This is a genomic window from Neorhizobium galegae bv. orientalis str. HAMBI 540, from assembly GCF_000731315.1.
In the GTDB taxonomy this organism is placed as follows: Bacteria; Pseudomonadota; Alphaproteobacteria; order Rhizobiales; family Rhizobiaceae; genus Neorhizobium; species Neorhizobium galegae.
On the sequence record NZ_HG938353.1, the window covers coordinates 2,346,684 to 2,360,870 of the forward strand.

Here is a 14,187-nt window from a genome sequence, read left to right on the forward strand (position 1 = left end):
GATGATGATGGAACTCTGTTTCAACCCGAAAAAGGTCAAGCGGCGAGCGCCGTATCCGCCTTGCCTTTGTTAGACGACGCCGCCATCGACGATGAATGTCTGTGACGTGATGAGGCGGGAATCGTCCGCTGCCAGAAACAGCGCCATGCGGGCGATATCGGGCGGCAGCAGATGCTCCTTGAGGCACTGGACCTCGAGGTATTCGGAAAACTTGCCCTGATAGACACGCTTGGCGCGCTCCACCTGGCGCTCGGTCAGCACCCAGCCGGGCGCAATCGAGTTGACGCGGATATTGCGTGCCCCCAGTTCGCGGGCGAGCGACTTGGTCATGCCCATGACGGCGGATTTGGCGGTCGTATAGAAGATCAGGCCGGCAGCGCCGCGCATCCACGAGATCGAGCCCATGTTGATGACCGACCCGCCGCCAAGTTCCGCCATCTCCGGCACGACGGCCTGCACGGCGAAGAACTGGTGGCGCAGGTTGGTCTGGAAACGTTCGTCCCAATAGTCCGGCGTCACGTCTTCGAGCGGCATGCGGTCGTCATTGCCGGCATTGTTGACGAGCACTCGGATAGGGCCGATCTCGGATCGGAGTGCCTCGATCCCTTCCTTCAGGGCGTCGATGTCACGCAGATCCGCCGCACGATAGAACGGGGTATTGCCGGTCTTCCTGCCGACCGTTTCGGCCGTCTCGTCGGCCACATTGGCATCAAGGTCGAGAAAGCCGACCTTGCAGCCCTGGGCGCAGAAATGCTCGACAAGCGACGCGCCGATGCCCGATCCTCCGCCGGTGATCAGCACGCCCTTGTCCTTGAGGCTCGGATATGTCGCGGCCTCGACCTCAACCTTTGCAATGAGTTCGGGATGGATGGTCATGCGGCCTCCAGGGCAACGGGACGCGCAGAGGCAAGCGAAAGGCCATCGGCGGAAAAGACATGAATCATCACCGGATCGACATGCACGCCGATCGGCTCGCTGCGCTTGACGGCGCGGTCGCCGGACAGGCGGACGACGACCATCTCTTCGGAGCCTTCGAGCGCCACATAGGCATAGGTGTCGCTGCCGAGATGCTCGGTCATGGTGACGGTGCCGGCCAGCGATTCCGGCGCGCCGCGGCTCACCAGCTCCACATGCTCCGGCCGGATGCCGATCTCCGCCGGCACCGAAGACAAGTCACGCGGCAGACGCACCTCTCCGCCCGGAACGACAAAGACGCCTTCGCTCTTCCTGGCGCCGAGGCTCAGGAAATTCATGCGCGGCGAGCCGATGAAGCCCGCAACGAAGCGGTTCACCGGCTTGTTGTAGAGATCGAGCGGCGAGCCGATCTGCTCGACGCGACCGGAATTCAGCACGACGATTTTGTCGGCCAGCGTCATCGCCTCGATCTGGTCGTGGGTGACATAGACCATGGTGGTGCCGAGCGTATCCTTCATCCGGGCGATCTCGATGCGCATCTCGACGCGCAGAGAGGCGTCGAGGTTCGAAAGCGGCTCGTCGAACAGGAAGATGCGCGGTTCGCGCACGATGGCGCGGCCGATCGCGACGCGCTGGCGCTGGCCGCCGGAGAGCTGGCGGGGCTTGCGCTCCAGATAGGTGTCGATGCGGAGTTTCCTGGCCGCCTGGACGACGCGGGCATCGATCTCCTGCTTCGGCGTGCCAGCGAGTCTCAGCGCATAACCCATGTTTTCGGCAACCGTCATATGCGGATAGAGCGCGTAGGACTGGAAGACCATGGCAATGCCGCGCTTGGCCGGCGGCACGTCGTTCACCAGTTCGCCGTCGATCGCCATATGGCCCGACGTGATTTCGTCGAGGCCGCAGATGAGCCGCAGTAGCGTCGATTTTCCGCAGCCCGACGGACCGACGAAAGCGACGAATTCGCCGTCTTCGACCGTCAGGTCGATGCCCTTCAGCACCTCTGCCGAGCCGAAGGATTTGCGGATGTCTTTGAGTTCAAGCTTGGCCATGGGTGTCTCTTGATGTCTCAGCCCGCGAACATCTGGGCTGCCTGGCCCTTGATGCCGGTATCGATGGAAAACACGCTGCCGGAGAGCGGCGCTTCGGAAAGCTGCGCTGCCGACAACCGGATGCGGGCGGACGTCACGAACAGCGTCTGCATGTCGGGACCGCCGAAGACGCAGCTCGTCGGGCGCGGTATCGGCAGATTGATCACCCGCTCGACCTTGCCCTGCGGATCGTAGCGGGTAACACACCAGCCGTCCCAATGGGCGATCCAAACGAAACCTTCCGCATCGACCGTCATGCCGTCCGGCTTGCCCTCGGCTTCCGGCACCGTGATGAAGGTCCGGCGGTTTGCGACCTCACCGCTTTCGATATCGAAATCATAGGCATAGACCGTCTGCCGGTTGGTATCGGTGAAGTAGAAGGTGCGGTCGTCCGGGCTCCAGCCAAGCCCGTTCGAGACGTGGAAACCGCGATCCATCTCCCGCGACCGCCCGTCCGGATCGATCCTCCAGAGCCGACCTTGGTCCGGCGTCGTGTCGATCGCAAGCGTACCGGCCCAAAGCCTGCCGCGACGGTCGCACTTGCCGTCGTTGAAACGATTGCCGGGACGGTCTGCCTCCGGCCGCGAGATCGTCGTGATATCGCCGGTCGAAAGATCGATGCCGCGAATCTCGCCATGCATGGCGGCGACGAAACCGCCGCGAGCGCGAGGGATGACAAAACCGATCAGTTCCGGCAACTGCATGGAGGTATAGGTGCCCTTCACCGGATCGCCGGTATGCACGGCCGGCGCCAGAATATCGACGAAATAGAGCTTCTTGTGCTCGGGCGACCAGTGCGGACCTTCGCCGAGAAACGTGCTTGCCGGAATGACGCAGCGCACGTCGGCGCGATCGGGGCCGAGAGGACGCGGCTTGACCGCAAGCGACATGGGAAACTCTCCAAAATTGCCGGATGTGCGGCGGGCTGCCTCGATGACGTCCCGGCCGAAAGCGTGCAGCCGGTCGACCGGCAGGCGGAAGGACGGGCCGATAATGCCGATCGCACCAATCGGCTCCCCGCGGTGGTTGAGGACAGGGGCTGCGACCGAGGAAATGCCGATATGCTGTTCGTCGACCGAGACGGCATAACCGCGGGCCTTGGTGAGATCGAGCTGGCGGCTGAGTTCCTCGGCGTTGACGATCGTGTTCGGGGTCAGTCGCTCCAGTTCGATGCCGTCGAGCAATGCGCGGCGCTTTTCGAGCGACAGATGCGCCAGGATGGCCTTGCCCAGGCCGCTGGCATGCGGTGCTGCCCGTGAACCGACACCGTTGTTGAGGCGCAGCGGCTGCGGCACCTCCCGCTGGTCGATGTAAAGGACGCTGCCGCCGTCGAGCACGCCAAGACGGATCGCCTCGCCGGTCAGGTCGCGAAGCCGCGCCAGTTCCGGTTCGGCCGCGCCGCGCAGATCGAAATTGTCCCAGACCTTGTGGGCCCATTGGAACAGCCGCGGCGCCAACCGGTAGACTTGGTCGCGCGTATCGAAGTGGAGCAGCCGCTCGTCGACCAGCGCCTGCAGCAGCCGGTGCAGCGTGCCCTTGGGCAGTTGCGTCTGGTCGAGCAGTTCGGTGAAGCGCAGGCCGCGGGCTTCCGCCGCCACGGCATCGACGATCTGGATGCCGCGCGTCAGCGCCTGAACACCCGGCACGCCGCCCGTATCATTGGCGACATCCTTGTCGATCGCTTCCAGTTGTACCTTGGCCATGCCCTCTCCCCGAACGACGATTTTTGATGCTGCTCCCACAGCATGCCGCCTCGCTCTTGCCAAGAGAGTTATCTTGGAACTAAGTTCCATGTCAACAGCGAAACTGAAGCGGCCAGACACTGACCGCCCATGGGAGGATATCTTGCGCATTACCAAAGTGGACCACTGGTTGGTCCGTATGCCTTTTACCGAGGACATTCTCTGGGGGTCCGGCCGGCGAATCGGCACGACCCGGCTGATCTGCCGAATCGAAACGGACACGGGGATCATCGGCTGGGGGGAGACGATCTCGTTGATCGCGAACGTGCCGGCGGTGTTTGCCGATATCGTCGCGCCTCTGGCGATCGGATATCCGGTCGCGGATGCGGAACGTTTCCACCGGCATGTGCTCGGCGCCGGCTTCTACCACCACAAGCGTGCTGCGGTGATGGCGATCTGCGCCATGGAAATGGCAATGTGGGATGCGCTCGGCAAACAGGCGAGCCTGCCGCTTTATGCCATGTGGGGCGGCCGCTGGCGCAAGGATGTCGAGGCCGCAGCCTATCTCTTCACCAACGATCCCAAAGGTCTTTCCGAACGCCTGAAGCGGTTCCTCGATCTCGGATACACCACCTTCAAGGTGAAGATCGGCTTCGATGAAAGGAGCGACATCACGCTCGCCGAAACATCCCGAAAGGTGATCGGCGACCATCCGCTACGGCTCGACGTCAACGGCGCCTGGAACCCGGCGACCGCCAAACGCCAGCTCGAAAAGCTGAAAGCCTTCGATCCCGCCTATGTGGAACAGCCGCTGGAACTCGATGATATTGCCGGCCATGCGGCGCTGGTCGCAAATTCCTCCGTGCCGATCGCGCTCGACGAAAGCGCCTATACGCTGTCCGATGTCGGCAACATCATCCGCGCCAATGCAGCCGATGTCGTGCTGCTCGATCCGCACGAGGCAGGCGGTCTGTGGCAGACGATCAAGGCGGCTGCCATATGCGAGGCGGTAGGCATCCCGGTGACGCTGCATTCCGGCGCGGAACTGGCCCTGTCGCAATCGGCCTATATCCACCTCGCGGCCTCGCTTCCCAACATGTCGATCGCCATCGATACCGAACGCGCCTATCTCGGCGGCGATATCTCGCCCAATCCGCCGGTCTTGAAAGACGGCTGTTTCCAGGTGCCGGAAGGGCCGGGCCTCGGCCTCGAAGTGGATATCGAAATGCTCGAAAAATACCGCGTGCCCGGCATTGCCGGCGCTTATCTCGATACCGAGCGCAAGGACTGGTTCCCGGTCAAACCCGCCTATTAGGATTATTCTCCCCATGTATATTGCAATTGAATGGACCTCCGCTGCCTTCCGTGCGCTGCTTCTCGACGACGACACGGTGCTGGGAGAAAAGAAGAGCGACCGCGGCACAACCAAGGTCACGGCCGGCGGTTTCGAAACCGCACTCCGGGAAGAACTCGGCGATTGGAGCGAGAAAGCAGAAAAAATCCTGTTTTCCGGCATGATCACCAGCCGCAACGGCTGGATCGAAAGCCCCTTCGCCCCAGTGCCGACTGGGCCTGCGGATTTGTTGGCCCAGGCGGTTGCGCATGAGGTCGAGGGTCTGCCGCCGCTGATCTTCCTGCCCGGCATTGCCCAGACCAAACCCTTGCCCGACGTGATGCGCGGCGAGGAAATGTCGCTCTTCGGCCTCACGGAAACCGACGGCATCTTCGTGCTGCCCGGTCCGCATGCGAAATGGGTGACGATGGAGGGTGGCCGCATCACCGCCATCACCACATACATGTCCGGCGAAATCCTCAATCTGCTCAAGAAGGATTCGCTCGTCTCTCGCCTCATCCCCGCGACGTACGAGGAGCGCCCGGACGCCTTTCGCCGCGGGGTCCAGACGGCGCTTGAACAAGGGACCCTACCCGGCCGCATCCTCGCCCGCGTCTTTTCAGCGCGCAGCCTGGTCCTGTTCGATCGTCTGGCGCCGGAAGAGATCGCCGACTATCTGACCGGTCTGATGATCGGCGCGGAAATCTCGGAAGCGCTCGGGCAGGACAAACCGAGGAAAATCAACATTGTCGGTCACGCCGCGCTCGCCGAGCGTTACAAGACGGCGCTCGAGATCTTCGGTGCGCAAACAAATCTCGTCACGCCCGACATCGCCGCCGGTTTCCGCCGGGTCGCCTCTCGACAGGGTGATACGTCACGGGCTATCGAAGGGGCGAAAGCCGCTTCGGGAGAAATGTGACCATGCCAAAACCCACCTCGATCATCCTCGATTGGGGAACGAGTTCGCTGCGCGCCATGCTGGTTTCGGAAACAGGTGAAACGCTCGATACCCGCGATACGTCGAGCGGCGGCATTCAGTTCGTCAAGAACGGCGCCTTCGAGCAGGCGTTGATGGAAGCCGTGGGCGAATGGTTTTCGGCGCATGGCCCCCTGCCCGTCCTGGCAAGCGGTATGATCACCAGCCGCAACGGCTGGGTCGAAGTACCCTATGTGGACACGCCCGGCGGGATCGCCGAGCTTGCCGCCGGCACGCGCAAACTCACTCTTCAGAACGGCGCCGTCATCACCTTCCTGCCCGGCATGCGCGATCCGGCCGCCAACCCTTTTCCGGACGTGATGCGTGGCGAGGAAACCCAGATCGTCGGCTACGGCCTCGGGCGCGACCGCACCCTGGTCCTGCCCGGCACCCATAGCAAATGGGCACGGGTCAGGGACAACCGCATCGACGGTTTCCAGACCTACGCGACCGGCGAGGTATTTTCGCTTCTGACCAAACATTCGTTCATCGCCAAGGCTCTGGAGCCGCAGCCGGGCGCCGAGCCGGACTGGCAGAGCTTCGATCGCGGAGCAGAATTTGCAGCGAGCGATTCGGCCGCCGCCGATGCCTTCCTGTCGGCGATCTTCAGCGCTCGCACCGGGATTCTCGACGGCAAATTGAAGCCGGAGGATATCCTCGATTACGTTTCCGGCCTCGTCATAGGCTCGGAATTCCGCCAGGCCCGCGCTGCCGGTTGGTTCAAGAACGGCGACACGATCGGCATCGTCGGCAACAACGTGCTCAACAGCCGCTACGGCCGGATCGCGCCCCTGTTCGGCCTGATGGTCGAACCCGCTCCGGAAAACGCCGCGAAACGCGGCATCATGCTGATCGCGGCCGAAGCCGCGCAATAAAGGAGTTTCGAGATGACCTTCCAAGAGGCGCTCAAGGCATGCAATCTCGTAGCCATCCTGCGCGGCATCAAGCCGGAAGAAGCGGAAGCGGTGGGCGAGGTACTCGTCGAGGCGGGTTGGCGGATCATTGAAGTGCCGCTCAACTCCCCCGATCCGCTGAAAAGTATCGAAAAGCTCGTCAAGCGTTTCGGAGACCAGGCACTGATCGGTGCCGGCACCGTACTGACCCCGGCCCAGGTCGCCGATGTCGCCGCGACCGGCGCCAAGGTGATCATCTCGCCGAACGCGAATGTCGAAGTCATCAAGGCCAGCCGCGCGGCCGGCATGGTGAGCCTGCCGGGTGTCGCAACCCCGACGGAAGCCTTCGCGGCGATCGAGGCCGGCGCCAGCGGCATCAAGGCCTTTCCGGCGGAAGCCATCCCGCCCTATGTCATCAAGGCATGGAAGGCGGTACTGCCGAAGGACATTCCGGTTCTGGCGGTCGGCGGTGTCACGCCCGAGAACATGGCTGTCTACGCGCAGGCGGGTACCGCCGGTTTCGGCATAGGCTCCTCCCTTTACAAACCCGGTGCCGATATCGCCTCCATCGGGCAAAAGGCGAGAGAATTCATGGACGCGATGCGCGCGCTCTGACGTCTAAAACCCTGTCGCAATACCGTCGTGAAGCGGAACTATCGTTTTCCTCCTGAGTTTTAGCGCAAGCAGGGCAAACCGGAGGGGACGATCTTGGCAGTTATCCGCAACAGCGCCGAACATCAGCAGAAGGTGTATGAACGGTGGGCGCCGGTCTATGACCGGGTCTATCGAGGCTTGCTGCGCGACGGACATCGCACCGTCGCAAGGCTCGCCGCCGAAGTCGGACGGGACATCCTCGAAGTCGGCGTCGGCACCGGGCTCGTATTGCCCTATTATCCGAAACACTGCCGCGTCACCGGCATCGATCTTTCCGAACACATGATCGCCAAAGCGCGTGAGAAGGTCGCGCGCGCCGGGCTAGCCCACGTTCAGTCGCTGCATGTCATGGATGCGCACAATCTCGAATTCGCCGATCGTTCGTTCGACGCCGTCTGCCTGCCCTTCGTCATCACGCTGATCCCGGATCCCGAACGTGCTCTTGACGAGTGCGCCCGCGTGCTACACTCGGGCGGCGAGATCATCGTTGCGAGCAAGCTCGGCGACGGGCGCGGCCTGCAAGGAGCGATCGAGGAAGCCGTCGCGCCGCTGGTACATCGGGTCGGGTGGAGCTCGTCCTTCCGTATCGCCCGGATTGTCGAATGGGCAAAGCGCCGCGGCGATTTCGAAGTCGCAGAGATCCGCCGCGTCTTCCCGAACGGTTTCTTCAAGGTCATACGCCTGAAACATCGCATGGCCGCGTGAGCTTAAGGTCACTTGGCCTTCAGGACAGAGACCGCAAGTTCGCTGTTATGAACATATTCGTTGGCGTCCGGCTGGCGTTGGACGAGCAGGATGAACAGCAAGTCCGTCAGCATCAGCTGCGCATCGCGCGCCGTGATCGACGAGGACCGCACGCGCTCCTCGTCCGCAACCGTATAAAGTCGGATATCCGCCGCCTGCATCAGCGGATTGCCATTGAGACCGGTAATCGCAATCACCGTCGCGCCGCGCTGGCGCGCCAACTCGGCAATCCTCAGCGTCTCGAAACTGGTGCCGGAATAGGAAAGTGCCAGCAGCACGTCCTGACTGTTGAGCGTCGAGACATTCGCCATCTGCACATGGCTGTCGCTGTCATGCAGAACGTTGCGGCCGAGCTTCATCAGCTTGTAGGAAAAATCGCGAGCGACCAGCGACGATGCCCCGACGCCCGCCATATGGATGCGTCGCGCATCGTTGAGAGCTGTCAGGGCCCGCTCGATCTCCTGCTCGTTATTGACCGCAAGCGTCTGCTGCATGGACAACATCTTGCTGCCGATAAGCTTCTGCAGGATCGTCAGATAACTGTCGCCGACCTCGATCGAGCCGTGGATCATCCCGGGAGGCGCGTGCCATTCCTGCGCCTTCGCCTCGCTGACGGCGAGTTTCAGCTCCTGGTATCCGGCAAAACCCAGCTTCTGGCTGAATTTCACGACACTCGACTGGCTGCGCCCCGTCTCGGCCGCAAGCGCTGCGGAGGAAAGCCGCAGCATCTGGTCCGGGTTATCGAGGATGAACTGGCCGATCTCCCGGTCCGCCGGCGCCATATCCTCTATCTGCGCGTTGATCTTCTTTAAGACTGACATGCGTTCCTTCGGAAGCTTCGCGATAGGGTTGGGACGATGGAGCAGGATACCACCGCAACGCCCGTCGACAACAGCGTTTCCATTCTTAAACCGAGGATGGATTATCGCAGATAATGCCGCACAAAGGAATAAAAAATTCCGAATGATTGACAGAGACGCGCCGTGGTTTAGTTTCGAGGAAGCGCAGATTGATTTGAGATTCACCGCACCTCTTCGACAGGTTTCGTCATGGACAGATTACGGATCGTCGGCGGTCATCGGCTCCAGGGAGCCGTTACCATTGCCGGGGCGAAAAACGCGGCGCTCCCGCAGATCGCGGCAACGCTGCTCAGCCCCTACCCGGTCGAACTCACCAACCTGCCACAGGTCAGCGATGTGGAAAACATGCTGGGGGTCGTCGAGTTGCATGGCGCCGTCGTCACCCGCACCGGCCATTCCACCATCGTCGACGCCAAGGCAATCGTCTCCAAAGAAACCTCTTACGACACCGTTCGCAAGATGCGCGCCACCGTGCTCGTCCTTGCACCGCTGCTCGCCCGCTTCGGCCAGGCGCGCGTATCGCTCCCCGGCGGCTGCGCCATCGGCGCGCGTCCGGTCGACATGCATGTCAAGGCGCTGGCAGCGCTGGGCGCGGACATTGATATCGAGAGCGGCCTGATCGTTGCCTCGGCACCGGGCGGATTGAAGGGTGGCCGCATCGTGCTTCCCTCCCCATCCGTCGGTGCCACGGAGACGGCGATGATGGCCGCGACCGCCGCCAAGGGCGAAACCGAAATCCTCAACGCCGCCCGCGAACCCGAAGTCGCCGATCTTGCCGCCTGCCTGATCGCCATGGGCGCACGTATCGAAGGCGCCGGCACCCACCGCATCCTGATCCAGGGCTCAACCACCTGGCAGCCGGCGAAACATCACGGCATTCCCGACCGCATCGAAGCAGGAACCTACGCCGTGGCAGCCGCGATCACCGGCGGCATGCTGGAGCTCACCAACGCACGACTGGAAAACATGGCCTCCATCGTGCAGGTGCTAGAGACGATGGGCGTCAGCATCTGGCCGAGCGACCGCGGCCTTGTCGTTTCGCGCGAAGGACCGCTGAAGGCAACCGATATCACCACCGAACCCTATCCGGGTTTCCCGACCGATCTCCAGGCGCAGTTCATGGCGCTCGCCGCCTGTGCCGAAGGCGCTTCGCTGATCCGCGAAACTGTCTTCGAAAGCCGCTTCATGCACGTGCCGGAGCTGATGCGCCTCGGCGCTAATATCGCGCTCCAGGGGACCACCGCATTGGTACGCGGCGGAGCACCACTGAAGGGTGCGCAGGTGATGGCGACGGATTTGCGCGCCTCCGTCTCGCTGGTACTCGCCGGGTTGGTCTCGTCGGGCGAAACGACCATCAACCGCGTGTACCACCTCGACCGTGGTTACGAACAACTCGACCGTAAGCTTGGCCAATGCGGAGCCGATATCGAGCGGATCAGCGCATGACGGCCGGAACCGAACGCTTTTTCCTGGGTGTCGATGGCGGCGGTACCGGCTGCCGCGCCCGTATTGAGGACGAATCCGGCGCCGTACTCGGCCAGGGTCTTTCCGGCCCTGCAACGACGCGGCTCGGCATCGAGCAGGCCTGGGCCTCGATCTCGCGCGCCTTTAACGCCGCCCTGGACGAAGCCGGGTTCGGACCCGACAAGATGGCCCTCACCCATGTGGGCGTCGGCCTTGCAGGCACCGGTCGCAAGGGTTCCGTCGAAGCCTTGAAGGCGATCCCGCATCCGTTCGCCAGCATCGATTTCGTCAGCGACGGCATGGGTGCGTGCCTCGGCGCGCATTCGGGTCGCGACGGCGCGATCGTCATTGCCGGCACCGGCTCGATCGGGCTCGGTTTTGCAGAAGGCCGCGACCTGCGCCTCGGCGGCTACGGATTTCCCATTTCGGACGAAGGCAGCGGTGCAGATCTCGGCCTGAAAGCGGTGCAGCTGGCGCTTCGGGCTCATGACGGGCGGATCGAGAAAACCGCTCTGCTCATCGAGGTCATGCAACGTTTCCAGAACGATCCTTATGAAGCCATCGGCTGGATGGACCGGTCGTCGGCCACCGACTATGCCTCGTTGGCGCCGATGGTGATGCGCCATGCAGACCAGGGCGACTCCGTCGGCCGCCGCATCGTCCAGAGCGCCGCCGAACAGATCGATACGCTGGTGCGTACGCTGTTCGACCAGGGCGCGCCGCGCGTCACGCTGCTGGGCGGGCTGTCGAGCCCGCTCGAGGCCTGGCTGGCGCCCGACGTCCGCCGCCGTCTGAAACCCGCCGACGGCGATGCCGTCTCGGGCGCGATCATTCTCGCCCGCAAGGCCCTGCAAGCCTCCTGATCCTGATCCCGCGTCTCGGTAGGCCTAAGAAGAAATGGAATAATATATTCCAATACTCAATTGACTCATGGAATGGATGATCCTAATCCTTTGGGAAAGGCAACGAAGGGTGAGGAGCAACATCGTATGACGCAGATCCTGCGAAGCGCTGCGCCGCACCCCGATCTCGAAGGCAGGGTCATGAGCGACGAACGGCTGATATCCGAACTGGAAAGACTGGTTTCGGAAGACCGCAATCCTCGCTCCATGGATATCGATCTCCTGCCGACCATCGACGTCCTGCGCGAGATCAATGATGAAGACAAGGGCGTCGCGACCGCAGTCGAAAAGGTGATCCCGCAGATCGCCGAGGCCGTGGACGAAATCGTTCGCGCGTTCCAGAATGGCGCGCGGCTGGTCTATATCGGCGCCGGCACCAGTGGCCGCCTCGGCGTGCTCGATGCTTCCGAATGCCCCCCGACTTTCAGCGTCCCGGAAGGCATGGTCGTGGGCCTGATCGCCGGCGGCAGCCACGCCCTGCAGCACGCCGTCGAAGGCGCCGAGGACAGCCCGGAACAGGGCCAGCAGGATCTCGTCGGCATCGGCCTGACCGCAAACGACGTCGTTGTCGGCATCGCCGTCAGCGGCCGCACCCCTTACGTTATCGGCGCCCTGAACTATGCCAAGGAGATCGGGGCGAAGACCGTCGCTCTCTCCTGCAATCCCGACGCCGTCATTGCCGATATTGCCGATATCGCCATCTCGCCGGTCGTCGGCCCGGAAATCCTGACCGGTTCGACGCGGCTGAAATCGGGCACGGCCCAGAAGCTCGTACTCAACATGCTGACCACGGCGAGCATGATCCGCATCGGCAAGAGCTATCAGAACCTGATGGTCGATCTTCATGCCAGCAACCAGAAGCTCGTCGCCCGCGCCGCCCGCATCGTCATGCAGGCGACCGGCTGCACGAAGGAAGAGGCGCGCCGCGTGCTTGACCTCACCGGCAACGACGTCAAACTGGCGATCCTGATCGCGCTGACCGGAATGAATGTCGATACGGCGCGCGTAGCGCTCGACGGTGCCGGAGGCTTCCTCCGCAAGGCAATTGATGGGAAGACAGCGTAAAGCTGCTGAATGACGGCCGCTGCTCGAATGTGGCTGGGTCGAGACGACGAACAGATATCAAAAGAGGGAGAATAAAAATGGGAAGACATCTTTCGACTAAACTGCTGTCCAGCCTTGCGCTGGCTGTCGCTATCGGCGCGACCGCGATCGCCTCGCCGGCATCAGCCGCGTCGCTGAAAATGGCCTGGAAGCAGGATGCGACCGGCCTTGATCCGCACAAGCAGACCGCATTTTCCTCGATCCGCCTGCTGGAACTGATCTATGAGCCGCTCGTCCGCCTCGACAAGGACCTGCAGATCGTCCCGGCCGTCGCAGCCTCCTGGGAATTTGCAGCCGACGCCAAGCAACTGACCTTCAAGCTTAACCCGAACGCAAAATTCCAGGACGGCAAGCCGGTAACGGCCGCCGACGTGAAGGCCTCCTTCGAGCGCCTTCTCGACGAAAAGACCGCCGCTGCCGCCCGCGCCAACTTCCTGTCGATCGCCTCGATCGAGACCCCGGACCAGGCGACGGTCGTCTTCAAGCTGTCGCAGCCGGACGCACCGCTTCTGACCGCCATGGCAAGCATCAATGCCGCCATCGTACCGACGGCTGAAATCGCGGCCGGCACCATCGGCACCAAGGCGCTCGGTTCCGGCCCGTTTAAGCTCGACAAGTGGGAGCCGAATTCCAAGGAAACGCTCTCCGCCAACAAGGACTGGGCCGGCGGCAAGATCGCGATCGACGGCATCGACATCAGCGTTTTGCCGGATGAAACCGCTATCCTTGCGGCACTGCGCACCAAGCAGGTCGACTTTGCGCTGATCAACGATCCGCTGGTCGCAACCCTCGTGCCCAAGGAGCCAAGCCTTGTGCTCAACCGCACACCGGTTCTCGCCTACCACGTCCTGCAGATGAACCCGTCCCGCAAGCCGATGGACGTTCTCGCCGTGCGCCAGGCAATCTCCTGCGCCATCGACCGCAAGGACGTGCTCGACACAGCCTCGGTCGGCGAAGGCAAGGTCACCGGCCCGCTGACCATGCCCGGCTACACGTCCGATGCCAGCGCGCTGTTCTGCTACAAGCAGGATATCGCCAAGGCGAAGAAGCTGATGGCGGATGCCGGTTTTGCGAACGGCTTCACCGCGACCGTGATCGCCGCCAATGGCGAGCCTGCGACCGCAGCCGCCGAAGCGCAGGTCCTCCAGTCCCAGCTCGCCGAAATCGGCGTCAAGCTCAACATCAAGATGATGGAGCTCAACGTCTATGTCGACGCCTGGCTGAAGGGCGACTTTGACATGGCGGTGGCGCTGAACGGCGGCCGTGCCGATCCCTATTCCATGTACAACCGCTACTGGACCAAGACCGGCAACCTGCAGAAGGTCACCAACTACATCGACGATACGCTCGACAGCCTGATGCAGAAGGGCCGCGTCGAGACCGACCCTGCCAAGCGCAAGGCCATCTTCGCCGACTTCGAAAAGCACCTCGTCGAAGTCGCCCCCTGGGCCTGGCTCTACACGTCCTACAGCTACACGGCACAGCAGAAGAATGTTCAGGGCTTCGTGCCGACGCCGGAAGGCTCGCTGTTCGGCCTGAGCAAGGTCACGTTGCAGTAATCGCGAAAGC

Annotated in this window: 13 protein-coding genes; 9 read left to right on the plus strand and 4 right to left on the minus strand. The window is 62.7% G+C overall.

What is annotated here, in order from left to right; translation table 11 throughout:
• Positions 1-69 precede the first annotated feature (69 nt).
• Genes RG540_RS11645 through RG540_RS11655 form a run of 3 tightly spaced genes read right to left on the minus strand, consistent with a single transcriptional unit; the run spans position 70 to position 3,709 of the window.
• The gene (locus tag RG540_RS11645; RefSeq protein WP_046599705.1) at positions 70-876 is read right to left on the minus strand and encodes an SDR family NAD(P)-dependent oxidoreductase; all 807 of its coding nucleotides are present in this window, start codon (positions 874-876) and stop codon (positions 70-72) included.
• A complete protein-coding gene (locus RG540_RS11650) occupies positions 873-1,967 on the minus strand; it encodes an ABC transporter ATP-binding protein (RefSeq protein ID WP_038587993.1) in 1,095 nt (364 codons plus the stop codon). Before RG540_RS11650 ends, RG540_RS11645 begins: the two co-directional genes overlap by 4 nt.
• 17 nt (positions 1,968-1,984) lie before the next feature.
• Complete coding sequence (locus tag RG540_RS11655) at positions 1,985-3,709, minus strand: SMP-30/gluconolactonase/LRE family protein (RefSeq protein ID WP_051909355.1); 1,725 nt, start codon at positions 3,707-3,709, stop codon at positions 1,985-1,987.
• A gap of 142 nt (positions 3,710-3,851) precedes the next feature.
• Between RG540_RS11655 and RG540_RS32365 the strand changes: the two genes are divergently transcribed.
• The 5 genes from RG540_RS32365 (at position 3,852) to RG540_RS11680 (ending at position 8,249) form a co-directional block, all read left to right on the plus strand.
• Entirely contained in the window at positions 3,852-5,003 is a 1,152-nt protein-coding gene (locus tag RG540_RS32365) for a mandelate racemase/muconate lactonizing enzyme family protein (protein ID WP_038587996.1), read from the plus strand.
• Between the two features lie 13 nt (positions 5,004-5,016).
• A complete protein-coding gene (locus RG540_RS11665) occupies positions 5,017-5,940 on the plus strand; it encodes a 2-dehydro-3-deoxygalactonokinase (protein ID WP_051909357.1) in 924 nt (307 codons plus the stop codon).
• 2 nt (positions 5,941-5,942) lie between these two features.
• Positions 5,943-6,872 (plus strand): 2-dehydro-3-deoxygalactonokinase, encoded by a 930-nt coding sequence (locus tag RG540_RS11670; protein ID WP_038587998.1) that lies wholly within the window; start codon positions 5,943-5,945, stop codon positions 6,870-6,872.
• A 12-nt stretch (positions 6,873-6,884) separates the two neighbouring features.
• Positions 6,885-7,505 carry a 2-dehydro-3-deoxy-6-phosphogalactonate aldolase gene (locus RG540_RS11675; RefSeq protein ID WP_038543844.1) on the plus strand — a complete coding sequence of 207 codons (621 nt, stop codon included), beginning with the start codon at positions 6,885-6,887 and terminating at the stop codon, positions 7,503-7,505.
• Between the two features lie 93 nt (positions 7,506-7,598).
• Complete coding sequence (locus RG540_RS11680) at positions 7,599-8,249, plus strand: class I SAM-dependent methyltransferase (RefSeq protein ID WP_038588001.1); 651 nt, start codon at positions 7,599-7,601, stop codon at positions 8,247-8,249.
• An 8-nt stretch (positions 8,250-8,257) separates the two neighbouring features.
• Here RG540_RS11680 and RG540_RS11685 read toward each other — a convergent pair whose 3' ends face one another.
• On the minus strand, positions 8,258-9,109 hold the full coding sequence (locus RG540_RS11685; RefSeq protein ID WP_038588004.1) for a MurR/RpiR family transcriptional regulator: 852 nt from the start codon (positions 9,107-9,109) through the stop codon (positions 8,258-8,260).
• Positions 9,110-9,337: 228 nt separating this feature from the next.
• Here RG540_RS11685 and murA point away from each other — a divergent pair, with 228 nt between their 5' ends.
• The 4 genes from murA (at position 9,338) to RG540_RS11705 (ending at position 14,177) form a co-directional block, all read left to right on the plus strand.
• Positions 9,338-10,594, plus strand: a complete 1,257-nt coding sequence (murA, locus tag RG540_RS11690; RefSeq protein ID WP_038588006.1) for a UDP-N-acetylglucosamine 1-carboxyvinyltransferase — start codon at positions 9,338-9,340, stop codon at positions 10,592-10,594.
• Entirely contained in the window at positions 10,591-11,475 is an 885-nt protein-coding gene (locus tag RG540_RS11695) for an N-acetylglucosamine kinase (RefSeq protein ID WP_038588008.1), read from the plus strand. Before murA ends, RG540_RS11695 begins: the two co-directional genes overlap by 4 nt.
• A gap of 180 nt (positions 11,476-11,655) precedes the next feature.
• On the plus strand, positions 11,656-12,579 hold the full coding sequence (gene murQ / locus RG540_RS11700; protein ID WP_038593605.1) for an N-acetylmuramic acid 6-phosphate etherase: 924 nt from the start codon (positions 11,656-11,658) through the stop codon (positions 12,577-12,579).
• A 77-nt stretch (positions 12,580-12,656) separates the two neighbouring features.
• Entirely contained in the window at positions 12,657-14,177 is a 1,521-nt protein-coding gene (locus RG540_RS11705; protein ID WP_038588011.1) for an ABC transporter substrate-binding protein, read from the plus strand.
• The last annotated feature ends 10 nt before the right edge of the window (positions 14,178-14,187 follow it).

Coding starts and splice junctions, on each gene's coding strand:
- RG540_RS11645 (WP_046599705.1), bottom strand. CDS start 876: ATGACCATCCATCCCGAACTCATTGCAAAGGTTGAGGTCGAGGCCGCG.
- RG540_RS11650 (WP_038587993.1), bottom strand. CDS start 1,967: ATGGCCAAGCTTGAACTCAAAGACATCCGCAAATCCTTCGGCTCGGCA.
- RG540_RS11655 (WP_051909355.1), bottom strand. CDS start 3,709: ATGGCCAAGGTACAACTGGAAGCGATCGACAAGGATGTCGCCAATGAT.
- RG540_RS11665 (WP_051909357.1), top strand. CDS start 5,017: ATGTATATTGCAATTGAATGGACCTCCGCTGCCTTCCGTGCGCTGCTT.
- RG540_RS11670 (WP_038587998.1), top strand. CDS start 5,943: ATGCCAAAACCCACCTCGATCATCCTCGATTGGGGAACGAGTTCGCTG.
- RG540_RS11675 (WP_038543844.1), top strand. CDS start 6,885: ATGACCTTCCAAGAGGCGCTCAAGGCATGCAATCTCGTAGCCATCCTG.
- RG540_RS11685 (WP_038588004.1), bottom strand. CDS start 9,109: ATGTCAGTCTTAAAGAAGATCAACGCGCAGATAGAGGATATGGCGCCG.
- murA (WP_038588006.1), top strand. CDS start 9,338: ATGGACAGATTACGGATCGTCGGCGGTCATCGGCTCCAGGGAGCCGTT.
- RG540_RS11695 (WP_038588008.1), top strand. CDS start 10,591: ATGACGGCCGGAACCGAACGCTTTTTCCTGGGTGTCGATGGCGGCGGT.
- murQ (WP_038593605.1), top strand. CDS start 11,656: ATGAGCGACGAACGGCTGATATCCGAACTGGAAAGACTGGTTTCGGAA.
- RG540_RS11705 (WP_038588011.1), top strand. CDS start 12,657: ATGGGAAGACATCTTTCGACTAAACTGCTGTCCAGCCTTGCGCTGGCT.